Source organism: Mesorhizobium sp. B263B2A (genome assembly GCF_020165775.1).
GTDB lineage: Bacteria > Pseudomonadota > Alphaproteobacteria > Rhizobiales > Rhizobiaceae > Mesorhizobium > Mesorhizobium opportunistum.
This window is the reverse complement of sequence record NZ_JAIUIU010000006.1, coordinates 50,695-72,967: the sequence shown is the minus strand read 5'-3', so window position 1 is coordinate 72,967 and position 22,273 is coordinate 50,695. Positions and strand designations below refer to the sequence as shown.

26 protein-coding genes and 1 tRNA gene are annotated in these 22,273 nt (G+C 61.9%); 14 read left to right on the top strand and 13 right to left on the bottom strand.

Features of this window, described 5'->3' with window-relative positions:
* Positions 1–89: 89 nt before the first annotated feature.
* Positions 90–668: an NUDIX domain-containing protein gene (locus tag LB568_RS12755; protein WP_224730309.1), complete on the top strand. Its 579-nt coding sequence runs from the start codon at positions 90–92 to the stop codon at positions 666–668.
* A 108-nt stretch (positions 669–776) separates the two neighbouring features.
* Here the strand turns inward: LB568_RS12755 and LB568_RS12750 are convergent, their stop codons facing one another.
* On the bottom strand, positions 777–1,715 hold the full coding sequence (locus tag LB568_RS12750) for a hypothetical protein (RefSeq protein ID WP_224730308.1): 939 nt from the start codon (positions 1,713–1,715) through the stop codon (positions 777–779).
* A 285-nt stretch (positions 1,716–2,000) separates the two neighbouring features.
* Here LB568_RS12750 and LB568_RS12745 point away from each other — a divergent pair, with 285 nt between their 5' ends.
* Together LB568_RS12745 and LB568_RS12740 are read left to right on the top strand one after the other, a co-directional pair.
* Positions 2,001–2,888 (top strand): hypothetical protein, encoded by an 888-nt coding sequence (locus LB568_RS12745; RefSeq protein ID WP_224730307.1) that lies wholly within the window; start codon positions 2,001–2,003, stop codon positions 2,886–2,888.
* A complete protein-coding gene (locus tag LB568_RS12740; protein WP_224730306.1) occupies positions 2,888–3,079 on the top strand; it encodes a hypothetical protein in 192 nt (63 codons plus the stop codon). The genes LB568_RS12745 and LB568_RS12740 overlap by 1 nt, the downstream gene beginning before the upstream one ends.
* A gap of 170 nt (positions 3,080–3,249) precedes the next feature.
* Here LB568_RS12740 and LB568_RS12735 read toward each other — a convergent pair.
* Together LB568_RS12735 and LB568_RS12730 are read right to left on the bottom strand one after the other, a co-directional pair.
* Positions 3,250–3,335, bottom strand: a tRNA-Leu gene (locus LB568_RS12735).
* 284 nt (positions 3,336–3,619) lie between these two features.
* A complete protein-coding gene (locus LB568_RS12730; RefSeq protein ID WP_224730305.1) occupies positions 3,620–4,285 on the bottom strand; it encodes an outer membrane protein in 666 nt (221 codons plus the stop codon).
* Between the two features lie 258 nt (positions 4,286–4,543).
* Between LB568_RS12730 and ade the strand changes: the two genes are divergently transcribed.
* Positions 4,544–6,361 carry an adenine deaminase gene (ade, locus tag LB568_RS12725; RefSeq protein WP_224730304.1) on the top strand — a complete coding sequence of 606 codons (1,818 nt, stop codon included), beginning with the start codon at positions 4,544–4,546 and terminating at the stop codon, positions 6,359–6,361.
* Between the two features lie 41 nt (positions 6,362–6,402).
* Here the strand turns inward: ade and LB568_RS12720 are convergent, their stop codons facing one another.
* Positions 6,403–7,563, bottom strand: a complete 1,161-nt coding sequence (locus LB568_RS12720) for an alpha/beta hydrolase (protein WP_224730303.1) — start codon at positions 7,561–7,563, stop codon at positions 6,403–6,405.
* 144 nt (positions 7,564–7,707) lie between these two features.
* Positions 7,708–8,781 (bottom strand): alpha/beta hydrolase, encoded by a 1,074-nt coding sequence (locus tag LB568_RS12715; RefSeq protein WP_083833288.1) that lies wholly within the window; start codon positions 8,779–8,781, stop codon positions 7,708–7,710.
* Between the two features lie 409 nt (positions 8,782–9,190).
* Between LB568_RS12715 and ilvA the strand changes: the two genes are divergently transcribed.
* Both ilvA and LB568_RS12705 read left to right on the top strand, forming a co-directional pair.
* Entirely contained in the window at positions 9,191–10,447 is a 1,257-nt protein-coding gene (gene ilvA / locus LB568_RS12710) for a threonine ammonia-lyase IlvA (protein WP_140780359.1), read from the top strand.
* Complete coding sequence (locus tag LB568_RS12705; RefSeq protein ID WP_224730302.1) at positions 10,444–10,998, top strand: DUF1697 domain-containing protein; 555 nt, start codon at positions 10,444–10,446, stop codon at positions 10,996–10,998. Before ilvA ends, LB568_RS12705 begins: the two co-directional genes overlap by 4 nt.
* Before the next feature lie 2 nt (positions 10,999–11,000).
* On the opposite strand, the gene LB568_RS12700 is transcribed toward LB568_RS12705, so the two are convergent.
* Positions 11,001–11,294, bottom strand: a complete 294-nt coding sequence (locus tag LB568_RS12700; RefSeq protein WP_224730301.1) for a DUF2218 domain-containing protein — start codon at positions 11,292–11,294, stop codon at positions 11,001–11,003.
* 141 nt (positions 11,295–11,435) lie between these two features.
* Positions 11,436–11,876: a lactoylglutathione lyase gene (gloA, locus tag LB568_RS12695; protein ID WP_013895788.1), complete on the bottom strand. Its 441-nt coding sequence runs from the start codon at positions 11,874–11,876 to the stop codon at positions 11,436–11,438.
* Positions 11,877–12,092: 216 nt separating this feature from the next.
* On the opposite strand from gloA, the gene LB568_RS12690 reads away from it, so the two are divergent.
* The 3 genes from LB568_RS12690 to LB568_RS12680 are packed head-to-tail and all read left to right on the top strand — an operon-like array spanning position 12,093 to position 14,060.
* On the top strand, positions 12,093–12,689 hold the full coding sequence (locus LB568_RS12690; protein ID WP_013895787.1) for a cold-shock protein: 597 nt from the start codon (positions 12,093–12,095) through the stop codon (positions 12,687–12,689).
* A gap of 23 nt (positions 12,690–12,712) precedes the next feature.
* Positions 12,713–13,273 (top strand): DUF192 domain-containing protein, encoded by a 561-nt coding sequence (locus LB568_RS12685; protein ID WP_224730300.1) that lies wholly within the window; start codon positions 12,713–12,715, stop codon positions 13,271–13,273.
* Positions 13,274–13,292: 19 nt separating this feature from the next.
* Positions 13,293–14,060, top strand: a complete 768-nt coding sequence (locus tag LB568_RS12680) for an alpha/beta fold hydrolase (protein ID WP_224730299.1) — start codon at positions 13,293–13,295, stop codon at positions 14,058–14,060.
* Between the two features lie 142 nt (positions 14,061–14,202).
* Here LB568_RS12680 and LB568_RS12675 read toward each other — a convergent pair whose 3' ends face one another.
* The gene (locus tag LB568_RS12675) at positions 14,203–14,808 is read right to left on the bottom strand and encodes a hypothetical protein (protein WP_224730298.1); all 606 of its coding nucleotides are present in this window, start codon (positions 14,806–14,808) and stop codon (positions 14,203–14,205) included.
* A 145-nt stretch (positions 14,809–14,953) separates the two neighbouring features.
* Between LB568_RS12675 and cysE the strand changes: the two genes are divergently transcribed.
* A complete protein-coding gene (cysE, locus tag LB568_RS12670; protein ID WP_224730297.1) occupies positions 14,954–15,802 on the top strand; it encodes a serine O-acetyltransferase in 849 nt (282 codons plus the stop codon).
* A 154-nt stretch (positions 15,803–15,956) separates the two neighbouring features.
* Positions 15,957–16,160 (top strand): DUF3126 family protein, encoded by a 204-nt coding sequence (locus LB568_RS12665; protein ID WP_023764279.1) that lies wholly within the window; start codon positions 15,957–15,959, stop codon positions 16,158–16,160.
* Between the two features lie 56 nt (positions 16,161–16,216).
* On the opposite strand, the gene LB568_RS12660 is transcribed toward LB568_RS12665, so the two are convergent.
* A complete protein-coding gene (locus LB568_RS12660) occupies positions 16,217–16,948 on the bottom strand; it encodes a hypothetical protein (RefSeq protein WP_224730296.1) in 732 nt (243 codons plus the stop codon).
* A 123-nt stretch (positions 16,949–17,071) separates the two neighbouring features.
* Between LB568_RS12660 and LB568_RS12655 the strand changes: the two genes are divergently transcribed.
* Together LB568_RS12655 and LB568_RS12650 are read left to right on the top strand one after the other, a co-directional pair.
* Positions 17,072–17,413, top strand: a complete 342-nt coding sequence (locus LB568_RS12655; RefSeq protein WP_013895780.1) for a DUF6949 family protein — start codon at positions 17,072–17,074, stop codon at positions 17,411–17,413.
* A gap of 20 nt (positions 17,414–17,433) precedes the next feature.
* Positions 17,434–17,961: a gamma carbonic anhydrase family protein gene (locus LB568_RS12650; RefSeq protein WP_224730295.1), complete on the top strand. Its 528-nt coding sequence runs from the start codon at positions 17,434–17,436 to the stop codon at positions 17,959–17,961.
* A 43-nt stretch (positions 17,962–18,004) separates the two neighbouring features.
* Here the strand turns inward: LB568_RS12650 and LB568_RS12645 are convergent, their stop codons facing one another.
* The 4 genes from LB568_RS12645 to LB568_RS12630 form a co-directional block, all read right to left on the bottom strand.
* Positions 18,005–18,610: an ankyrin repeat domain-containing protein gene (locus LB568_RS12645; protein ID WP_224730294.1), complete on the bottom strand. Its 606-nt coding sequence runs from the start codon at positions 18,608–18,610 to the stop codon at positions 18,005–18,007.
* A gap of 234 nt (positions 18,611–18,844) precedes the next feature.
* Complete coding sequence (locus LB568_RS12640) at positions 18,845–19,453, bottom strand: transglutaminase-like cysteine peptidase (RefSeq protein ID WP_013895777.1); 609 nt, start codon at positions 19,451–19,453, stop codon at positions 18,845–18,847.
* A gap of 281 nt (positions 19,454–19,734) precedes the next feature.
* Positions 19,735–20,352 (bottom strand): PilZ domain-containing protein, encoded by a 618-nt coding sequence (locus LB568_RS12635; protein ID WP_013895776.1) that lies wholly within the window; start codon positions 20,350–20,352, stop codon positions 19,735–19,737.
* A 118-nt stretch (positions 20,353–20,470) separates the two neighbouring features.
* Positions 20,471–21,103 (bottom strand): PAS domain-containing protein, encoded by a 633-nt coding sequence (locus tag LB568_RS12630; RefSeq protein WP_140573532.1) that lies wholly within the window; start codon positions 21,101–21,103, stop codon positions 20,471–20,473.
* Between the two features lie 393 nt (positions 21,104–21,496).
* On the opposite strand from LB568_RS12630, the gene LB568_RS12625 reads away from it, so the two are divergent.
* Positions 21,497–22,252 carry a rhomboid family intramembrane serine protease gene (locus tag LB568_RS12625; protein ID WP_224730293.1) on the top strand — a complete coding sequence of 252 codons (756 nt, stop codon included), beginning with the start codon at positions 21,497–21,499 and terminating at the stop codon, positions 22,250–22,252.
* Positions 22,253–22,273: the final 21 nt, after the last annotated feature.

Below are 22,273 nucleotides of genomic sequence, written 5' to 3'. Positions count from 1 at the left end.
TGAAGCGCACTGGACCAATCGCTGGTCCGATTGCGCCGGAGCTGGTTCGCGGCTACGCCTGCATCCGCCAGCAAGCACCGAGGTATCCCATGGAAGATCGCGTTCGCATCCGCTCGGAAGAGGTTCTCTCCGACGACTGGGCGGTCCTAAAGAAGACCGTGCTCGACTATCGCCGGCGTGACGGCCAGTGGGAAACGCAGATCCGCCAGACCTATGATCGCGGCGACGGCGCGGTGATCCTGCCCTATGATCCCCAGCGTTCGACCGTGCTCCTGGTGCGCCAGTTCCGCTACCCGGCCTACGTCACCGGCCACCGCGAACCGCTGATCGAGGCCTGCGCCGGCCTGCTCGACGAAAACGATCCCGAGACCGCCATCCGCAAGGAGGCCGAGGAAGAGCTCGGTTACCGGTTGAAGGACATCGAGCGGCTGTTTTCGCCGTATATGAGCCCCGGCAGCGTCACCGAGCGGCTCTGGTTCTTCGTCGCCCGCTATTCACCCGCCGACCGCATCTCGGCCGGCGGCGGCGCGGCCGAAGAAGGCGAGGACATCGAAGTCCTGGAAATGCCGCTCGACGAAGCGCTGGCCGGCATTGCCGATGGCCGCATCATCGATGCCAAGACGATTATTCTGATCCAGCATTTGAAGCTGAACCCGATGAGGGCTTGAGCCGAGCGGGCCTTTCGGCGGTCTATCAGCGTCGGGAGGAAGAATGGGTGTCATCAATGCGGCCGGTGAGATAGAGAGCGCCGCCGCGGTTGTGGTGCTGATCGCTGCTTAGCGCTTTGGTGGCGGAAATGGCACTATGCTCCCTGCAGCAAACAGTATGCCGGGCGGCGGTGGAGGCCCGACGACTACAACCTCGACGCCGGCGAGATTGACTGTCATCGAGCCGGAGACCGAGCTTGGTGCAGCGACCGATGCTGGACCGACCAACCACGGAGTATGAGCGACCTGAATGCGGATGTCCGCACCTTCGGCGCGTCTGATCAGTGCATTATGCTCCGTGTTCGCAAAGAATTCGATCTTCGGAAGAGCCCCAACATTATTCGGGTTCGGGATGCTGACTGTCAGGACATTGGCGCCAACCGACCGGTTAGTCGATGCGACCTCCCGAATCGACTCGACGAGAATGCGCTCGGCATCTGCCAAACTTAGTTTGCTACTCGTTTTCCTGTGCTCGTCGAGCTTGGCCGAAAGTACGTTCAATCCTTCCGTTTCGGCACCGATGGCGCTGAGAACGATCTTCTTGGGAGGGCCAAGCCACGGCTTCGGAGTACTGACGGACCGTGTGGTTCGGAAACGATTCCATACGAGCTCTCGGACGAATGGAAAATATTGAGATCGCGTTATCCGCCACCCGGCTACTTGGATGTGCAGGCCGTGCTTTGGCTCGGAGCGCTCATCGAGCGCAGCCTTTAGCGCATGAATGATTTGATTCAGGCTTCGCTTCTGCGGTCTGCCACCTGCGGCGGTCAGAACGCCGGCCTCTGCCGAGAGCTTTGAAATGGTTCGCGCGATCCATTCGTCAGTCTGAAGGCCGTCTATGTAAGCGATTCCGGAGAAGCTGATTGCTGCCAGCCCATCCCGTGCTCTGACGACCACGGTCTTGTTGGCCATTGCATTGTGGATGACGGCAGTACCTTGGAAGGTGACCAGCCTGTCGCTCGCCTGTATGATATAAGCAGGCGTGGAGATGGTGAGGATCAAGGTCATTTTCGGATCAACAGAAGTCGGGCCAGGGATCGGACGCACCTTTCCACGCCACCGTATCTGGTGAGTCGGCAGACGCCGTTACAAGTACGGTACTATTAAGTTTTTCTAATACCTAAACCGGCTCCGACGCCTCTTGGCAAACGGCCGGCCTTAGGGATTCAGCCGCCGATCGACAGGCTCGGGTCTGGCCATGGCTCAATGCATCAGGATCGCGTCGGGCTGTTGGCGGACTAGCTATGCCTCCCCGAGTCGTGATAACGAAAGCCATTGCCAGGGGGCTGGGGCGTGACAATAGCAACTTGCTACATTTCGCCAGAGGGCATCGTGCTCGGGGCAGATAGCACCACGACCTACAGCCTGGACGAAGGCAATCACTACTTCAACCATGCGCAGAAGCTCTTCGAAATTGGAGAAGAAAGTACGCTCGGGATTGTAACTTGGGGATTGGGCAGCCTCGTCGATCAAAGCTATCGAACCCTCGTCGCCAATTTGGCCGATCAATTCATTAAGGCTCTACCTGCGACTGTCGAGGCGGCCGCTAATGCTTGGATTGATCTTTTCTGGGATGCATATCGAAACTCGGCTGTGGTTGGCCCGGCTCTGCAAGAAGTCCAACTGCTCGACAAAAAAGCTTCCCACGATCCGGCGAATCCGGGGGCTATTGGAATGCGTAGCGAGGCAGAGGAGAAGCAATACAATGTACTCCGAAGCACTCTCGTTGTAGGCTTTTGCATTGCGGGATATGTGCCCACTGATCGAACGCCCCATGCATTCGAGATCATCTTTGATCCGCTGGGTACCAAGCCAGCGCCAGTAGCGATCGTGGGGACACAAAGGTTTTGGGGTGCCCCCAATATGATCAATCGTTTGTTGATTGGCATGGATGACCCCCTTTTCGACAGCATAATGAACTCGGGGCACTGGAACGGAACGAACACCGATTTGCTCGCCATCGTGCAACAGCACGCCATCTCTCACCCGATCCTGCCGATCAGAGATGCGATAGATTTCACTCACGCGTGCATAACGAGTACGATTAAGGCCCTCAAGTTCTCGAATTTTTCACAAATTTGTGGCGGTCCTGTTGAGATCGCCCTAATTACGACCGATCGAAAGTTTCGGTGGGTCCGACATAAGCCGTGGGATACGGCGATCACCGAAGGAGCAATCTAGTGGCCAAGACAGCAACGAGCGTGATCACCAAAAAACCATCGCAGATCGCCAACGCCGACTTGACGAAGAAAGGGGCCGGCTCACGACATGAGTCTGCTTCAGAGATTGCGCGCCGTATCCTTGGCGATCAGCGCCAAGGGGTGCAAGTCTTGGCGCAGAACGTGTTCGTACACCGAGCACTTTCCAAATAATTACTCCCATCAAAGGATTGGCAACGTCGGTTGGCACTTGGACGCAAAGGGCGCCGAGTAGTCGCATTGTGACGCACTTTACGGTCCGGCTAACCAACGGCTACCCAAACACAGTTCCACCACGGTATCCCCGATATTCATAAAAGCCGGACTGTAGTTCGATTTCAATATGGTGCGGACGACGGGAATCGAACCCGTACGATCAGAGATCGAGGGATTTTAAGTCCCTTGCGTCTACCAATTCCGCCACGTCCGCAGGCCAGCCCTTTTCAGACGCCAGACACAGGCCGTCAAGTCGTGTTCTTGGGCTGTCTGAACGCGCAACCCAGAGGAGGGCGCTTGGCGATACTGGTGCGATCGCGGAATTATCCTCGCCGGAGGCTGTGGTAACATTGGCGCGGCGGATTTAATCCGCCATGGCCGGCGCCTCTCAGGCCCAACCCATTCCCCCGCCCCCTGCGGGCGTCGGCCGCCCCCCGCATCAGCAGGATCGATCCACAAGCCAAGGCCTTGTCGGCAGTGTGACGCCGTTGGCGATGTTCAGAACTTGTAGCTCAGATTGACGCCGACGGTGTTCAGCTTCGTATCTTGATCGCGGTCGGTGAAGCCGTTGGATCCATCAAAGTGCTCCGAGCCGAAATCGTAGTAGCGATACTGCGCGCCGACGACGAATTTGTCCGTCAACGCATAGTCGACGCCGGCGCCCACGGTCCAGCCGACATTCGTACGTGTTTCGGAGAAGGCGGCGCCCGCGGCTTGCGAGGTTTCGATGCCGGCGAAGGCGACGCCGCCTATGCCATAGACAAGCACGCGGTCCATGGCATAGCCGGCCTTTGCATTGACCGACCCGAACCACTTGACGTCGGTACCGAACGTGTTTCCCGCGCCTAGGTCGGCCGTCCCGTCGACGGAGGAATAGTTGAGGTCGGCCTCGGCGCCGATCACCGCCTGGTCGAATTGCCACAGCCCGGCGACGTGGCCGCCGACGAAGCCGCCGTCGATGTCGGGCGAGACGGAAAACGGTCCGCCGCCGGTTCCGGAGATATCGGATTGGCCCAAGCCATAACCCGCCTGCATACCGGCATAGTAGCCGGTCCAGTCGAAGCCGGGCTCGGTCATCGGCACATCGACCGTCGGGTCGGCTGCCAAAGCCGGCACGGACAGGGCTGCAAGAAGACCGGCACTTGCGACGATCAGGCGGTGCATCGAACTCCCCGGACCAAGAGCCAGAAAAATCCTTGCGGGCAACGTAACCTGATTTGCCGCAAAACGGAATCAGATTTCCGATAGCGGCCTATGCCGCTGCCGCGCCGGTGCGGTGGCAAGCCTGGCGGCGTTGCCGTCACAGCGTCGGTAAAGGCCGAATAGGCTTTGCGAGGGCTGGGCAGGCCTCACCCTATCCGCTGTTTGGCGCTGGTCAAAACCAGGCGGGCTTGGCACAGTCGCACAAACAGGAGTTCCTTCATGGCAAAGAAGCCGGCGGCGCAAGCGACGAAACCCAAGCCCTGGACCGAGATGGCGACGCATCTCGTCGACGTCGCCATGGGCCGCAAGCCCGCCGATCTCGTCATCCGCAACGGCCGCTGGGTGAATGTTCATTCCGGCGAGATCATCGCCGGCACCGACATCGCTATTGCCGGCGGCCGCTTCGCCTATTGCGGACCGAATGCCAGCCACGCGATCGGCCAGGGCACCAAGGTGGTCGACGCCGGCGGGCGCTATCTGGTGCCCGGCCTCTGCGATGCGCATATGCATGTCGAGAGCGGCATGGTGACGGTGACCGAGTTCTGCCGCGCCGTCATCCCGCACGGCACCACCTCGATGTTCATCGACCCGCACGAGATCGCCAATGTGCTGGGCCTGCCCGGCGTGCGGCTGATGCATGACGAGGCGGTGGCCATGCCGATCAACGTGCATGTCCAGATGCCGTCCTGCGTACCTTCGGCGCCAGGGCTCGAACATGCCGGCGCCGAGCTGACGGTCGCCGATGTGGCGGAGGCGATGAGCTGGGAAAACATCATCGGGCTCGGCGAAGTGATGAATTTTCCCGGCGTCATCGCCAACGATCCGGTGATGTCGGGCGAGATCGCTGCGACCGTGAAGGCGGGCAAGACGGTCGGCGGGCACTATGCCTCGCGCGATCTCGGCCTGCCGTTCCACGGCTATGTCGCCGGCGGCCCGGAGGACGACCATGAGGGCACGCGCGCCGAGGACGCCATCGCCCGCGTGCGCCAGGGCATGAAGGCGATGCTGCGGCTGGGCTCGGCCTGGTACGATGTCGCCTCGCAGATCAAGGCGGTGACGGAAGGCGGCATCGACCCGCGCAATTTCATCCTGTGCACCGACGACAGCCATTCCGGCACACTGGTCCACGAAGGCCACATGGACCGGGTGGTGCGCCACGCCATCAGCCAAGGCCTGAAGCCGGTGACGGCGATCCAGATGGCGACGATCAACACCGCCCAGCATTTCAGGCTGGAGCGTGAGATCGGTTCGATCGCGCCGGGGCGGTTGGCCGACCTGCTGATCGTCTCCGATCTCGCCGCGATGACCATCGACGAGGTCTATGCGCGCGGCGTCAGGCTGGCCAAGGGCGGCAAGCTGGACATCGACATTCCGGCCTATGACTATCCGAAGACGGCGAAGAACACCGTCAAGTTGGGCAAGAAGCTGAAGGCCGGCGATTTCGACATTACGGCGCCCAAGGGCGCCAACGAGGTGCGGGTGCGGGTCATCGGCGTCATCGAGAACCAGGCGCCGACGCGGGCGCTGGAGGCGGATCTTGCCGTGGAGGACGGGCTGGTCGCCATGGATCGCCGCAACGACATCTGCCAGATCGCGCTGGTCGAGCGGCACAGGGGCACCGGCGGCGTCACCAACGCCTTCGTCTCCGGTTTCGGCTATATGGGTGACTGCGCCATGGCTTCCAGCGTGGCGCATGACGCCCACCACATCATCTGCGTCGGCACCAACAAGCAGGACATGGCGCTGGCGGTCAACCGGCTGGGCGAGGTCGGAGGCGGGGTCGTGCTGTTCTCCAAGGGCAAGGAACTGGCGCTGGTCGAAATGCCGATTGCCGGCCTGATGTCGGACGAGCGGGCCGAGATCGTCGCCGCCAAGGCGGACAAGCTGACCGAGGCGATGCGCAAGATGGGCTGTTCCCTGAACAACGCCTACATGCAGCACTCGCTGCTGGCGCTGGTCGTCATTCCGGAGCTCAGGATCTCCGACGTCGGCCTGATCGACGTCACGACGTTCCAGAAGGTCGATCTGTTCGTTTAATGCTGACGATACTCAGGTGACGTAGGCCTATCAGGGGTTGCTCAGCCACCGGTAGCGATCGTCAGCACCTTGAACGGCGTGGTGATGACGATCTCGGCGACCGAGCCGACGGCCTTGCCGAGGCCCTGGCCGAGATTGTTGAGCTGCGTCGGGTCGGGTTCGTCCGACGCCAGGCCGGCCGGCGCCCGCAACCGGTCTCCGAGCAACTGCACCAGGATCGGATTGTCGGCGAATTTCGCATGGTTGAGGCCACCGTCGCCGCCCTTGGTCTTGGTCAGGTCGGCCACTAACACGCCATAGCTGGCGAGATCGGCCGCATCGCCATAATCGCCGACACGCGGTTTGTCGCCGGAGATAAGGGAGGACAATTTGAGTGCCCGGTCATCGCCTGAAAGCAGCACGGCGAACGGCTTGTCGGGCTTGCCATAGCGGATCATCTGCTTCTTGAACACGTCGACATCGATGTCCGGGGAGGCGAGGATGACGTAACCGAGCTTGCCACCGAGATCGCGGTCGCCGGTGATGGCGAGCTGGCGCAGCGCCTCCATCGTCAACCAGGTGCCCATCGAATGCGCGATGATGTCGATACTCTTTACCCGCGTCTTGGCGAGCATCCTGAGCGTCGCCTCGAGATCGTCACGGGCGGCGGTGGAACTGTCCTTGTCGTAGATATAGCCCGTGGTCTTGGCGCTCGACGCCCAGGAAAACAGCACCGGCGTGCCCGGATAGTTCGTGTCATGGGCGATTTGCGTCAGCCGGTAGATGCCGTCGTCGAAGCCATTGTTGAAGCCGTGCACGAAGACCAGCGCACGGTCGCCGCGCATCGCGATGTCGGCGCCGACCGCCTTGGCGAATTGCGGTGCGCCTTCATAGTAGGTGACGTCCTTGGCGGTGAAATCCTTCGCCGGATTGCTGTTGGCGGATCCCTTGGCCCGCTCGATGGCGCCGACCTGATGACTCCTGGGAACGGTAACGTCCACGCGGGCGTAGCTGGTGGTCAGGGAACGGTCGCCGTCGAACACCTGCCGCGGATCCTTCGTTGCCCTCTGGCGCGTCGTCGCAACGAAAATCTCATGTGTAGCCGCGATGTCCGAAGCTGGCGCGGCGACGGTGGTCTTGTTGAGGAGGTCATGCGTAGGGCCGGCGCAGCCGCCGATGGCGAGCACAAATGCGACGAGCAAACCCTTCAAACGCACAGTCACACGTTGGCTCCCGCAGCGGGGGACGTCAAACGCATGACGTCGCTGACTATTCCGATAAGGCCAGTGACCGGCGCGGTCCAGTTCAAAGTGGATTGACGGCTCGGCAATGGTGAGCGGGCACGGCGCAATCCGCTGCGCCCGCATCTATTGTCCGAGCAGGCTGATGCGGTCGGTCACGTCGCGGTCGCTGGCAAAGCCGTCATCCTCGCGCAGCCGCTGGCCGATCATCTTCACCAGGGCCGGATTGTCGGCGAACTTTGTATGGTTGAAGCTGTCGCTGCCCTTGACCTTGGAGAGATCGACCACCGTCACGCCATAGGTGGCAAGATCGGCGGCATCCTTGTAGTCGCCGACGCGCGGCCGCGAACCGGCGATCAGGCCAGAGAGCCTGAGCGCCCGGTCGTCGTCCGATAACAGCAGGATGAACGGCTTGTCCGGCTTGCCGTAGCGGCGCATCTGGCTCTTGAACACGTCGACGTCGATGTCGGGCGAGGCAAGCACAACGTCGCCGAGCTTGCCGCCGAGGTCGCGGTCGCCGCTGATGGCCATCTGGCGCAGCGTTTCCATGGTCACCCAGGTTCCCATCGAATGCGCGACAATGTCGATACGCCGTGCGCCGGACTGCTGCAGCATGCGCAAGGTCACTTCCAGCTGGTCGCGGGCGGCACTGGCACTTTCCTTGTCGTAGACATAGTCGGTGGTCTTGGCGCCCGAGGCCCAGGAGAACAGCACGGGCGTGCCGGGATAGCCGGAATCGTGGACGATCTGGGTCAGGCGGTAGACGGCATCGTCGAAGCCGGTGTTGTAGCCATGGACGAAGACCATGACGCGGCCGCCGCGCGCGGCGATGTCGGCGTTGAGCGCACTGGAGAATTTCGGCTGGGTGTCGTAGCCGACGACCTCGGAGGCCATGAAATACTTGGCCGGATCGTTCGATTTGCCACGCGAGCGCCGCTCGATCTGGCCGGTTTGGTGGACGCCTGGCACGGTGACGTTGACACGTGCGTAGTTCAGCGTCGCCGAGCGTTCGCCATCGAAGACCTTGTTTGGATCGTCGGAATGCTTGCGCGTCGTGGCGATGAAGATCGAATGGTTGCCGGCGATTTCCGTCACCGGTACGGCCATGACCGCGCTGCCGAGCAGTTCCTCGGTTTGGCGGCCGCCGCAGCCCGCAACCAGCAAGGCAAGCGCAAGAATGCAAATCGTCTTCAAATGCACGTCAAAATTCCACGTCAAATTCCACCCGGGCCCAAACAAGGGCCGTCCACCCTCCGCGATATCTCCCCAGCAGGCCAAAGTGCGGCGGAAGTAAGTCGTGTCCAGCCGAAATCTCATCGGCGCCCGGCGATGGCCATCCTACTGTTGCGCGAAAGCCAAACGACGGCAGGAGGGCTGGAACGCCGCGGAAGGCCAGCACCCCAGGGCTCGGCCGGATGCCGCGAGCGGCACCGACGATGCGCGCTCACACCGTTTGCAGAGGACATCAACAAACGCTTTCAAGTGACTGTAATTATGACAGGAATATGTTGCAGTTGGCGCGACGCCAATCTGACAATGGTCTTGCCCCGCCGGATGTGCAATAGGGTTGGGTCTAACTCGCCTGCGGGCGGTCCGGGATGATCTTGCCATGACCAGCTTTTCCTCGCGCGTCGCCACCGCTGCTGCCGCGATCCGTCAGATTTTTCCGGAGACGCCGCTGCAGGAGAATGACTATCTGTCGAAAAAGACCGGGGCGCGGGTGCTGCTGAAGCGCGAGGATCTGAGCCCCGTTCGGTCCTACAAGATCCGTGGCGCTTTCAACTTCTTCCGCAAGGCGCTTGCCGCCGGCAACCAGGCCGAACTGTTCGTCTGCGCTTCCGCGGGCAACCATGCGCAGGGCTTCGCGTTCGTCTGCCGCCATTTCGGCAGGAAGGGCGTGGTGTTCATGCCGGTGACCACGCCGCAGCAGAAGATCGACAAGACCAGGCTGTTCGGCGGCGACTTCGTCGAGATCAGGCTGGTCGGCGACTTCTTCGACGACTGCTACCGCGCCGCCTTCGAATTCACCGAAAGTTCCGGCGCCCACATGGTGCCGCCCTTCGATCACAAGGACATCATTGAAGGACAGGCGACGGTCGCCTATGAGATCGCGGACCAGATGCCGGGCGCGCGCATGCCCGACATCGTCATGCTGCCGGTCGGCGGCGGGGGCCTCGCTGCCGGGGTGACGCACTACTTCGCCGATCAGGGCCGGGAGGCGCGTTTCGTCTTCTGCGAACCGGCCGGGGCGCCGAGCCTGCGCGAAAGCCTTGCGGCGGGAAAAAGGCTGAAGCTCGCCAAGGTCGACAATTTCGTCGACGGTGCCGCGGTCGCCGAGATCGGCCGCGAACCGCTGCGGCATCTCAAGGAGTTCGCTGCCGACACGGTGCGGCTCATCCCGGAAAACCGGCTCTGCGCCACCATGATCGAGATGCTGAATGTCGAAGGCGTCGTGCTGGAGCCGGCCGGCGCGCTGGCGATCGATGCGCTGAAGGATTTTTCCAGGAAGGAGATCCGGGGCAAGACCATTGTCGCCGTGGTCTCGGGCGGCAATTTCGATTTCGAGCGGCTGCCGGACGTCAAGGAGCGGGCGCTGCGCTTCGAGGGACTGAAGAAATACTTCATCATCCGCTTTCCGCAGCGGCCGGGCGCGCTGCGTGACTTCCTCGAACTGCTCGGTCCGGACGACGACATCGCGCGCTTTGAATATCTGAAGAAGTCGGCGCGCAATTTCGGCTCGGTTCTGATCGGCATCGAAACCAAGGATCGCCGCAATTTCGATCTGCTGAAGGCGAATTTCGAGGCCGAGGGCGTCCAGTATCAGGACATCACCGACAATGAGACATTGGCCGGGTTCATCATATGAGCGCAAAAACCTTCGTCGCCCTGTTTTCCGGGATCAATGTCGGCGGCAACCGCATCGTCAAGATGGCGGAGTTGCGGACGTTTTTCGCGGATCTCGGCTTTTCCGACGTCGCCACCTATGTGCAGAGCGGCAATGCCGTGTTCCGGGCCACGAAGGGCGATGCCGCCGCGCTTACCAAACAGATCGAGGCGGCCTTCGAAAAGAAATGGGGTTTTCATTCGCGCATCATGGTGCGCGATCTCTCATGGTTCGAACGGCTGGTGAACGAAAATCCCTATCCGGAAGCGGCCGCCGACCACACCAAGCTCCATGCCTATGCGCTGGAGCGCGAGCCGACCGCCGAAGAGGTGGCGCGGCTCGCCGAAAAGTGCACCGGCCCCGAGCGCTTCGAAGTCAAGGGAGACGTGCTCTATCTCAGCGCGCCGGACGGGCTCGGCAAATCGGTATTTGCCAACCTCATTCCGCGCGTTCTGAAGGTGCCTTGCACGGCGCGCAACTGGCGCTCGGTGCTGGCGTTGCTGGAAATGGCCGGTAAGGCCGGCAAGAACTAGGACTACGCCGCCGGAGCCCGCTTCCAGTCGAAACTCAACTCTTCGCGGAAGGCAAAGCGCTTGATATGATCGGCAACAACGCTTTCCAGGCGCTCGAGCGAGCCTGCTTCGTCAGTCGATACCGCGATGTGCAGCGCACTTGCATCGGCCTCCATTGTGGTGCGGCCGAGCGAGAGATCGATCGTGCCATGGGTGGGATCGAACTCGACCGGGAATTTGTGCGCCCAGTGCTTGCACAATTGCTGCAAATAGCGGCTGGCATGTTCGGTGGCGACGTCGGCATGGCTGGACGGCATGACTGAATTCTCCGCGGGCGGACGCCCATTGGCATGACAAGGCGCCGGCGGTTCAAAGCCGGCGCGACATCGGACAGATAGGCGCTGTGTTGCCGAACGCCAAAGGCCGCCGGGCAATATTCGCCCGGCATGGATGGAAGCTTACCAGCTTCCGGTGTTCGCCATCGAAGCCCAGGGCTCGGCCTTGGCCTTGGCCGGACCTTTCTGCAAAAGCTCGATGGAGATGCCGTCGGGTGACCTGACGAAGGCCATGTTGCCGTCACGCGGCGGCCGGTTGATGGTGACGCCGCTGTCCATCAGCCGCTGGCAGGTGGCATAGATGTCGTCGACCTCATAGGCGAGGTGGCCAAAATTGCGCCCGCCCTTGTAGTCTTCCGAATCCCAATTGTAGGTGAGTTCGACCAGCGGTGCCTTCTCGTTGATGCCGCTTTGCTCGTCTTCCGGCGCGGCGAGGAAGATCAGCGTGTAGCGGCCCTGCTCGTTTTCATAGCGGCGCACTTCCTTCAGGCCGAGCTTGTTGCAATAGAAATCGAGCGAGGCATCGACATCGGCGATGCGGACCATGGTGTGCAGATAGCGCATGTGTTTTCCTCGATTTGTTGGGTTGCGGCGCAACATAGGGTCGGGTCGCTCAAAGGGCAATCGTCGGGCCGCGGGGATGCCGGCAAAGAACAAATACGGTGTTCCCGCAATGAACCGTGAAAAAAGGCACGTCAGGTCTTGCACACACGGGAAGCGCCGGTGTTAATCTGGTATCAAGAATCAGTTGCGGTGTTCTTGAAAAGAGGGGGCATTCTTATGGGGGAAAAGGCCTCTTTGACGGGGCGGGCCGATACCCTTGGCGACGCCTTGACGCGCGACGAAGGCGGCGATGCTGCCGATCTCGTCGAAATAGCCGGCGCCATCAAGTGGTTCGATGTGGCCAAGGGGTACGGGTTCATCCTTCCGGATGACGGTATTTCGGGCGATATCCTCCTCCATGTGACATGTCTTCGACGGGACGGCTTCCAGACAGCCCTGGAAGGCGCGCGCGTGGTCTGCCTTGTCAAACAGGGCGAGCGCGGCCTGCAGGCCTTCCGCGTGCTGTCCATGGATGTCACCACCGCCGTCCATCCCGCGGAAATGCAGGAGCAGCGCACCCATGTCTCGGTGACGCCGGAGAGCGGGCTCGAACGTGCCTTGGTCAAATGGTTCAACCGCACCAAGGGATTTGGCTTCCTGACGCGCGGCGAGGGTACCGAGGACATTTTCGTCCATATGGAGACCTTGCGCCGCTACGGCATCACCGAGCTTCGGCCTGGACAGGTCGTGCTGGTCCGTTTCGGGCGCGGTGACAAAGGCCTTATGGCCGCCGAAATTCACCCCGATATGGGTACCTTGCCGGTCTCGCATTAGGGCGACCCGGCCGAGGATTTCGTATGGCTCACAGGAACTGGCTGACGGCGGGCGTGGTCTGCGCCGTTGCTGCCGTCATCGTCGCCGCAGGCGCTTTCTTCTATTTCCAGGTGCCCAGCGCGGCCGATGGCCGGGCGATGGTCCTTCCTGTCGATCCGGCGCCACTGGTCGCGGTGACGAAAAGCGGCGAACGCTCCTTTTCGATCGAAGTCGCCGATAACGAGGCAGAGCGGGAGGCCGGCCTGATGTTCCGCGAGGACATGGCCGACGATCGTGGCATGCTGTTCGTCTTCGACGAGACCCGTGAGGTCAATTTCTGGATGAAGAACACGCCGATGCCGCTCGATCTGATCTTTGTCGGCCAGGACGGCAGGATCCGGGCGATCAAGCAAGGTGAGCCGCAATCCGAGGCGATCGTGTCGCCAGGCGAGCCGGTCCGCTTCGTGCTCGAACTCAAGGCCGGCACGGCCGCCCGGGACGGTATCGCGGACGGCGATCTGTTGCGCCATCCGGCGATCGGCACCGCATCGGGGCCTGGCGTGCCGCCGGCCGACAAGGGCGATGCGCCCAACGGCGGCGGTTGAGTACGCAGGCGGGTCGCTGATGCAGTATTTTTCACACGACGGTTTCGATCTTGCCTTCCTCGACCGCCAGCCGGCATCGGGCGAGGGCGATCCGGTGCTGATGATCCACGGCTTCGCTTCGAGCCACTATGTCAACTGGGTGTCGCCCGGCTGGTTCAAGACGCTCAACGATGCCGGTTACCGCGCCATCGCCTTCGACAATCGCGGCCACGGCTCGTCGTCCAAGAGCTATGACGAGGCCGACTACACGCCCGACGCCATGGCCTCCGACGCGGCCGCCCTGCTGGATCATCTCGGCATCGAACGTGCGCACGTGATGGGTTATTCGATGGGCGCGCGTATCGCGGCGTTCCTGGCGCTGTCAGATCCCGACAAGGTGGCGACGCTGGTCTTCGGCGGCCTCGGCATCGGCATGATCGACGGTGTCGGCAACTGGGATCCGATCGCCGCGGCCCTTCTTGCCGACGATCCGGCCACGACCACCCATCCGCGCGGCCGCTCGTTTCGTGCCTTCGCCGACCAGACCCGCAGCGACCGCCGGGCGCTTGCCGCCTGCATCGCCAAATCGCGGGAGCTGTTGAGCGAGGAAGATATCGCCCGCATCGCCCAACCGACGCTGATCGCCGTCGGCACCACCGACGACATTGGCGGTTCGCCGGACGAGCTAGCCGCCCTGATGCCGAACGCCAGGGCTTTTCACATCGAGGGCAGGGACCATATGCTGGCGGTCGGGGACAAGACCTTCAAGCAGCGCGTGCTGGAGTTCTACGCCGAACATCCGCTTTGAAGCTGCGCGCCAGTGCCGGGCTCAGTCTCGGCCCCTTGCGCCTTGAACCGACTTTGCGAGCGTTTGTCGGAGCCCTGTTCGATACGATCCCGGTGGCACGAACTACTTAAGGTGACCTACACAAGGGCGTCACGGGGACCGATCACGCAGGCTTTTGCAGCGCCTCCAGCGACCGCGCCATGTTCAGCCTGGCCTGCGGCTCGAAACGTTGGCGAAATTCCTCCGTGTGGAAGATGTGCGGACGGGCAAGGAAATTCGTCAGCACCGCGCCGCGGCCGGCACGCCACATCGGCTCCTCGACCCAGTCATATTCGCGGCGGACCGCGCGCTCATAGGCGTCGAAAGCATCCGGCCCGGCACCCAGGATCGACAGATCCATGTCGAGGAACAGGCTGGCGTCCCGCGTGGCCGTTGCGTCGTCGAACCGGGGCAGTTCATGCGTTGCGGTGGCCAGGATCATCGCGCTGATACGGCTCAGGCGCCCGGCATCGATGCGGCCTGCGAGCCATTTCTCGGCAAGAGCCGCACTTTTGGCCTCATTGTCCTTGGCCTTGCTGTCGTAGATGGCGTCGTGGAACCAGATTGCCGCCTCGACGGCCTGGGGGTCGCCGAGCAGCCGCCGATAGTCGCCAGCCAGCGCCAGCATCGCCTCGATATGGGCAAGGTTGTGGTAGTGGCGGCCCTTTGCCTGGTAGAGCGCCGAAAGCTCGGTTTTCACTGCATTGTCGATCAAGGGTTCGTTTTCCATGGCTGCTTGAATTCCTGCGAACCAAATCCATTTGACAGAGCACTAAGGAAAATTGAGTTCAATCGTGCTATGATCTGGCCTATATGTGCGGCCAGATAGCAGGCAGCACCACAGGCAAGCTAGCAGGACGCAGGACAAGACGTCGATGAACAGCATCAGCATTTCCCGCCACAGCGTGTTGCAGCCGGTCGATCCGATCTGGCGTTCGATCCGTGACGAAGCGATGGAAGCGGTCAACCGCGATCCGCTGCTTGCCGCCTTCCTCTATTCGACGATCCTCAATCAGGAGAGCCTGGAAGAGGCCGTGATCCACCGGATTGCCGAGCGGCTCGCCCATCAGGACATCGGCTCCGACCTCATCCGCCAGACCTTCAAATCGATGCTGGCCGACGACAAGGGCTGGCCGACCACGGTGCGCGTCGACATCCAGGCCTATTATGATCGCGACCCGGCCTGCGACCGGTTCATCATGCCGGTTCTCTATTTCAAGGGCTTTCATGCGATCCAGACCCATCGGTTGGCGCATTGGCTGTGGAACCAGGGCCGCAAGGATTTCGCGCTCTACCTGCAGAGCCGCTCGTCGTCGGTCTTCCAGACCGACATCAACCCAGCCGCGCGCATCGGCATGGGCATCTTCATCGATCACGCCACCGGCCTCGTCGTCGGCGAGACCGCGGTCATCGAGGACGACGTATCGATTCTGCACGGCGTGACGCTGGGCGGCACCGGCAAGGCCGGCGGCGACCGCCACCCCAAGATCCGCCGTGGTGTGCTGATCGGCGCCGGCGCCAAGATCCTCGGCAACATCGAGATAGGCCACTGCTCCAAGATCGCCGCGGGCTCGGTGGTGCTGTCACCGGTGCCGCACAACAAGACGGTTGCCGGCGTGCCGGCCCGTGTCGTTGGCGAGACCGGCTGCGATCAGCCTTCGCGCCAGATGGATCAGTTGCTGCCGTCGCAGACGATGGACCAGGTGGTCAGCTTCGATATCTGATTTTCCTCGCCGGCGCGCCGCCTTGGCGTGATCGCGATTTGCCCGGCGGCGCTGCGGCTTCCGGTGCAATACAGCGGGCTTGCCTTTACATCGCCATTGTCGACGTGCCAGAAGCGCCCTTCAAACCAGCAAGCCCGATGATCGGAGAAGACTGTTGAAGCCGGACGAAATCAGAAAGCTGGACGCCTATTTCAAGCGCGTCTTCCAGAACCCCAAGCTTGTGGTCAAGGCACGGCCGCGCAAAGAGGATTCGGCCGAAGTCTATGTCGGTGAAGAGTTCCTCGGCATCGTCTTCAAGGATGAGGACGACGGCGACTACAATTTCTCGATGGCGATCCTCGACATCGATCTGGCCTGAGCCAGCTATTTTCATGGCGGGCCGCGTCGAGCGCGGCCGGCCTCGGCACCTGTCCGTCAGTGCCCGGTTTTCAGGATTCGCGCGGCCTCGTTCGTCATTGCCGCGTCGAGCGCCTGCCAATCATCGAGAAACTCTTTCGGAAAACGATAGGTGAGGCTGAGATCCTCGCCGACATGGATATCCCGCTCGCAGGGCGCCAGCGATTCGCCGGCGCTCGGCCCGCTCAGGCATCGCGCCACGAAAGGGGCCTTGCCCTCCCCCTTGCCGACAACCAGCACCTCGTTCAGGTAGCCTGACTTCTCGTTGAAGCCGTAGACCGTCGTGCCGCCAGGCCCGGGAATGCCGGGCTGGACGATCAGAGCACTGTAGATCGGCGCGAACCGGCCGCTCATGTCGCGCGACATCATCTGCTGTTCGAAGGACAGGAAGATGATGTTCTTGGCTGTCCCGGTGTGATTGAAGTCGTCGCTCGCCGCCGCACTGTAGCCGTCCATCTGGGGGTAGCGCAGATAAAGGTCGAGACGCGAGGCGATGCCGTCGCGCCGGGCCTGGGCGAACCGGATGGTGTTGGCTGGAACGGCAATGACATTGTTGCCGATCACCACCTGATGGATGGTCGGATCGTCCGTATAGCCGGCCATGGCGATGGAGTGGCCGAACCATTTGCCGCCAAGGCTGATGGCGATCGACAGCAAGGCCAGCGCCGCGAAGGCGTAGAACACCCGCTTCATCAGCACGGAATCGACCACGGTGAGCTCGGGGCCGTCGGCGATCGTTGCCTGTTTCATCTCGGTCCTCGAATCCAGCTTGCCATGCGCCTTGGGTGTCCCTCGGCGGCACACATCGCTCGGCACGGCTCTTGCAGCCTTGCTGAAACGACTGTGCGATTTCATGGTAAATGGAAGGTTAAGATGACTGATATGGAGCCCTTCCTGTTCGCTTTTGTCGTCGGGCTGACTGTCTGCGGGCTGATCGGCTCGACGATGGAACTGGTGTCAGGCCGCAAGGTCGCCTTCGCGGAACCCTATGTATCGGCCTCGCATGTGCTGCGCTCGCTGGCGGCGACCGCCGGCGCCGGGCCATTCATGTTGGTCAACGATGCCCTGGATGCCCGACGCCAGAACCGCATTTCGACAGTGGCGCTCTTGTCGTGCGGTTGCACCGCGATTGCCTGGTCCCTGGCGCTGGGCATCGTCGTGCTTGCCATTGCCTCATGGACGATCCGTCTCCTAGGGTCCGGCATTCCAGCTTGAATGCGATTCGGAGGCCGACAATGCCGCTTTATGCGATCGATGGAACGGAGCCCAGTTTCGTGGACGCCGGCTCGAACTGGATCGCACCCGATGCGACACTGATCGGCAATGTCAGGGTCGGCCGCAACGCAGGGTTCTGGTTCGGCGTCGTCATCCGCGGCGACAATGAACCTGTTGTCATCGGCGCCGACACCAATGTGCAGGAACATACGGTCATGCACACCGATCCCGGCTTTCCGCTGACCATCGGCGAAGGCTGCACGATCGGCCACCGGGCGGTGCTGCATGGCTGCACGATCGGCGACAACAGCCTGATCGGCATGGGCGCCATCGTGCTGAACGGAGCGAAGATCGGCAGGAATTGCCTGGTCGGTGCCGGCGCGCTGGTCACCGAAGGCAAGGAATTCCCGGACAATTCGCTGATCGTCGGCTCACCGGCCAAGGCGATCAGGGTGCTGGACGACGCGGCAGTCGCCAGGTTGCGCGGGTCGGCCGCGCACTACGTCGCCAACGGCAAACGCTTCAAGGCAGGGCTGAAGAAGGTTTGAGGCCAGTCTGGCTTGTTCCTGTTGCCGACAGTCGCAGCCCAATTCACCGTCCGCTAGAGCCGCGCCCGGCTATCGCACCACGCAACAATGAGGCGCCGGCTTTAAAGCCTGCATTGTCGGCCTCCTCGATGGCTGTCGTATAGTTGTCGATGCGGGTTTCGAGCATCGGGTCGGCGCCTGCCGCCAAAAGCAGGCGGATTGCGTCGGCGCTACGAATGACCACTGAATAGTGAAGCGGTGTCCAGTCGTTCACGCCCCGCATGTTGGGATCGGCGCCACCGTCGATCAACAGTCTGACGATTTCCAGTCGGTCGGTGCGGTCGGTGGACAGCGCGGCAATGATTGCCGGAAAGCCACCGTGATCCTGATAATTCGGATCGGAGCCCGCATCCAGCAAGGTCGAGATGAAGCCGACCGGGCTCCAATAGATCGCATATTCCAGCGGGTGGCCGAGGCCGAGTTCAAACGGCATGCGTTCGTTGAACCAGCGCGGCGAGTCGCCCAGGGCTTTGCCAAGGCCATCGAAGTCACCGGCCTTGAACGCGTCGCCGATCGCCTTGAACAGACGATGGCGCTCGCATCGATCTTCCGGGATTTCCAACATCACCGTGATCCAGGTGGCGAAATCAATGGCGTATAGTGCCTCCACCTGCTGCTCGTGGAAAGGTGGGTCGGGATGACACCATTGGCTCGACCGATCTTCAGGGCCGCCAAAGGTGATGGGTTGCTCAAGCGACCGCCAGAAATGGCGGAGCCGGCCCGGGGACGGGGCCGGCTCCTATAACCCGGTCGTTGGGGACGGGGAGGGTGGGGACTCGACCGGGTTTCTCCTGAAGCGCGTCCCATTCGTGCGACGCGCTTGATCTCTGTTCTCTGTGCGCCCTTAGCGGACGCTGGCGACCGCGTCGGAGCGGCCGTCGTTGATCGTCACCCAAACGCCGGAATTCTCGGTCGATTGGCGCTTGAGATAGGTGTAGTCGGTGTCCGTCCAGGACAGCACCTTGGTTTGCAGATTGTCGAGAATGAACTCGCCGAGGCTGGTGCGCACGGTCAGCACGGCATGGCCGTCGCCGTTCGGCTGGCGGGCGACCGTCATCAGCAGGTCGCCGGCCGGCACGCCGATATCCATCAGCGCGCGGCGCTTTTCCAGCGCGTAGTCCTCGCAGTCGCCATAGCCATTGTCGGGATAGGCCCAGTATTCCTCGACACCGTAGTTTTCCATGTCGGTGCGCGGCTTGACGCGGGTGTTGACCGAATTGTTGATGTTGATGATCGTTGCCCAGAGCTTGCGGGTCAGGTCGACCGGCGCTCCCTTGGGCGTCTTCTCGTTGCATTCGCCGGGAATGCGCTGGCAGAATTCATAATGGCCAACAGGCTGTGTGGTGCGGCCGCCGGTGTGCATATAGGCCGGTCCCGCGGCATATGCTGATCCCCAAGCGGAAAGCTGCATCGCCATTGCCAGCAGCAATAGCTTGCCCCTCGTTTTTTTCATTTTCTAGTCTCCCCGTTCGAAGGAGACATTGCCACAGGTGGATTTATTTGACGCAAAGGCGCGAAGTAGATATTAAGTAAAACGCCTATAGAATAAACATAAAATTTGAATCATTTGAGTATTGAATTGTTTGGATTGCGGAAACCTGTCTTTCGGGGGCGCAGGCTGTCGACAACCGCGATCTTGGGCTGTCCGGCAGGATCTCAGTTGCTGTGGCGCTGAACAAAAAACCGGCCGCGAAGGGCCGGTTCGATTGGGGCGTCCTGGCCTGGCCGACCCGGTCAGGCGCGCGGTGTGTTGAATTCGGAATCGAGCGTCTCGGGGCGCTGGATGACGGCGAATTCGATGGCGACGCCATCCTCGAAATGGCGAACGATCTGCCCGCGCATGGTGCCGAGCGTGACCTGGACGCCGATCGCCGGTTTGACGTCGATCTCGACCGCCGCACCCGACAGCGACAGGTCGATGATCCGGCACTGATACTGGCGGCCGTCGGTGAGCTGCAGCACGCTGGTCGGATTGCGCGGCGCGACGCGCTCGTGGCGGCGGTCTTCCGGCAGGTCGAGCTCGTGCTTGTTGGCAAGCCAGGTCAATTGCGCGGCAAGCTTGTCCTTCTTGCGGTCGGACGCAATCACCGTCATCGCAAAGCCGTCCTGCAGGGTGCGGGTCACGACACCTTCGATGCGGCCGATATGGTCGATATAGGCAATGACTTTCTCGCCGGGCATACCGATGCGATCGGTGCGAAACGCGACGTTGCCGGGCGACATGTCGACGACCTGGCAAGGGTGTTCGGTGCGGTCTTCCAGCATGAAGCGCCCGTATATCTTTACCCGGACGCGCTGAAAGTTACGCCTTTCAGCTTGGGACGGCGCGTAGTCGACCGCCGCTGACCTCATGTCTGCCTACACCCCGTTTGGCATTCCGCGCGTCGATGCGAGGAACTTCATCGTAGAACTACAACAAAGCGGGTTAACAAAGGGGAAAAGTGAGCCCGTCGGGCCGGCAGATCGTCAACTATTCCTCACGTCCGCCGTCGAACACGACGAGATGGCGGATGCGGCGCGCGCGGCCGAGTTCCGAGATCGTTTCGGGCGTGTCGATCTCGTCGGGAACGAGCGACGGAACGCTGATCGCAGGGCGGTTGTTGAGGAGTTCCTTTTCCGGGTCGATGACGCGGATCGAATCGATCAATGCGTCGGTGATCGGATCCGCGCCCAGCCAGAACGGCTTCTCCACGGCGCTGATCACGCCGAGGCAACGCGGGTTTTCGACACCGCCGTCAAGCGGCAGGGCAAGCAATTCGAACTTGTTGGAGCGGCCGTTGCGGCTGAAGCCCTCGAAAGCGATCAGCACGACCGATTTCTGGTCGAAGACGCCATGGATCAGCCGCGATACCAGCCGCTGGTCCTTTTCGCGCCACAGCGACGGGAACGAGAACCCTTTGAGTTCGCGGCCATAACAGGCGCACAGCCTGGTGCCGGCCAGGCGAAACACGGGTTGCCCGCGCGTGTCCCGTTCCAGGATGAACGTATCGGCAAGCAGCGCTTTGATGTCGGCCGGCTCGACCTCCGACCGCTTCGGAGCGGGGCGTCCGTCACGCAGGCGGTTCCAATAGTGGAACAGCGTGATCGATCCGTTCTGGTTCATGCTATGCAGCTCCGCGCGTTCTGTCGTCTGATGTCCCATCGGTGAACAGAAGGGCGCCCTCCGATGACCTACATGCGTTGCCGAGCAGGAAGCGTGCCAGCGTCGTTAACACTTGTTCACGGGTCGGGGCCGTTAAGGTTAACAAGTGGTTTACGTTGCGCCCGGGCGAGCCCTGTGGCACACCAAAACCACTCCAGAAGCGGTCGTTTCGCGACGATCGGCAGCACTTCAGTCAAGAGTTTTAGGGGAGCAGGGGGCTCGACCGGCCGTTCAAGGGAAACCTTGGACGGCTTCTTTTTTGATTCGCGCTGGGGCGATTCGCCCTTTGTGAGTTGGCTGCCAGTGGTCTAGATGCTCGCCCGACTGAATTCCCTGGATCGAGTGCTGGCGCTTATGAGCGAACCCGAAAGTCCCCCCGAAATGGAACAGGCCGGCCTGGAGCCGGAGCGGCGTCGCGAGCCGGTGTTCAACCTGCCGCCGGTGGTGCTCGCGATCATCGGCATCTGCGCGGCTGTCTTTCTGCTGCAGCAGTATGTGCTGAACGACACGCAGCAGATGACGCTGTTGTATGACGGGGCCTTCATTCCCGTCCTCTACACCGGACAATACGGCTTCGACTGGTTCCTGTTCACGCGGCCCTTCACCTATGCCTTCATGCATGGCGGCTTTGCCCATATCGCCATCAACATGGTCTGGCTCGCGGCTTTCGGCTCGCCGCTGGCCAATCGTCTGGGCGCACTCAGGTTCGCGCTGTTTTTCGCCGTGACAGGGCTGGCTTCCGTGGGCCTCTTCTGGGCGATGCATCCCTACGGACAGGCGCCGCTGGTCGGCGCTTCCGGCGCCATATCGGGCATGATGGGTGCCGCGGCGCGTTTTGGCTTCCACACCGACCGTTCGGCCGGCAAGGCGGCTTTCGCGGGCCCGGTGCTGCCGGTCTCGATCGTGCTGCGCTCGCGCGGCGTCGTCATCTTCCTTGCCATGTGGATGATCATCAACCTCGCCACCGGCCTTCTTGGCTTCGCGCCGGGAACAGATGGCCAGATTGCCTGGGAGGCTCATATTGGCGGCTTTATCGCGGGCTTTTTCGGCCTGCGGTGGTTCGACAGAGGATGGCAGGCACCGGAATGGGAGAGCCTCGACCGCACTTGAAATGCAACCGATCACGGCGCA

Coding starts and splice junctions, on each gene's coding strand:
- LB568_RS12625 (WP_224730293.1), top strand. CDS start 21,497: ATGAGCGAACCCGAAAGTCCCCCCGAAATGGAACAGGCCGGCCTGGAG.
- LB568_RS12750 (WP_224730308.1), bottom strand. CDS start 1,715: ATGACCTTGATCCTCACCATCTCCACGCCTGCTTATATCATACAGGCG.
- ade (WP_224730304.1), top strand. CDS start 4,544: ATGGCAAAGAAGCCGGCGGCGCAAGCGACGAAACCCAAGCCCTGGACC.
- LB568_RS12650 (WP_224730295.1), top strand. CDS start 17,434: ATGCCGCTTTATGCGATCGATGGAACGGAGCCCAGTTTCGTGGACGCC.
- LB568_RS12675 (WP_224730298.1), bottom strand. CDS start 14,808: ATGGAAAACGAACCCTTGATCGACAATGCAGTGAAAACCGAGCTTTCG.
- LB568_RS12685 (WP_224730300.1), top strand. CDS start 12,713: ATGGCTCACAGGAACTGGCTGACGGCGGGCGTGGTCTGCGCCGTTGCT.
- LB568_RS12660 (WP_224730296.1), bottom strand. CDS start 16,948: ATGAAACAGGCAACGATCGCCGACGGCCCCGAGCTCACCGTGGTCGAT.
- LB568_RS12700 (WP_224730301.1), bottom strand. CDS start 11,294: ATGCCGTCCAGCCATGCCGACGTCGCCACCGAACATGCCAGCCGCTAT.
- gloA (WP_013895788.1), bottom strand. CDS start 11,876: ATGCGCTATCTGCACACCATGGTCCGCATCGCCGATGTCGATGCCTCG.
- ilvA (WP_140780359.1), top strand. CDS start 9,191: ATGACCAGCTTTTCCTCGCGCGTCGCCACCGCTGCTGCCGCGATCCGT.
- LB568_RS12635 (WP_013895776.1), bottom strand. CDS start 20,352: ATGAGGTCAGCGGCGGTCGACTACGCGCCGTCCCAAGCTGAAAGGCGT.
- LB568_RS12630 (WP_140573532.1), bottom strand. CDS start 21,103: ATGAACCAGAACGGATCGATCACGCTGTTCCACTATTGGAACCGCCTG.
- LB568_RS12755 (WP_224730309.1), top strand. CDS start 90: ATGGAAGATCGCGTTCGCATCCGCTCGGAAGAGGTTCTCTCCGACGAC.
- LB568_RS12690 (WP_013895787.1), top strand. CDS start 12,093: ATGGGGGAAAAGGCCTCTTTGACGGGGCGGGCCGATACCCTTGGCGAC.
- LB568_RS12680 (WP_224730299.1), top strand. CDS start 13,293: ATGCAGTATTTTTCACACGACGGTTTCGATCTTGCCTTCCTCGACCGC.
- cysE (WP_224730297.1), top strand. CDS start 14,954: ATGAACAGCATCAGCATTTCCCGCCACAGCGTGTTGCAGCCGGTCGAT.
- LB568_RS12655 (WP_013895780.1), top strand. CDS start 17,072: ATGACTGATATGGAGCCCTTCCTGTTCGCTTTTGTCGTCGGGCTGACT.
- LB568_RS12640 (WP_013895777.1), bottom strand. CDS start 19,453: ATGAAAAAAACGAGGGGCAAGCTATTGCTGCTGGCAATGGCGATGCAG.
- LB568_RS12730 (WP_224730305.1), bottom strand. CDS start 4,285: ATGCACCGCCTGATCGTCGCAAGTGCCGGTCTTCTTGCAGCCCTGTCC.
- LB568_RS12705 (WP_224730302.1), top strand. CDS start 10,444: ATGAGCGCAAAAACCTTCGTCGCCCTGTTTTCCGGGATCAATGTCGGC.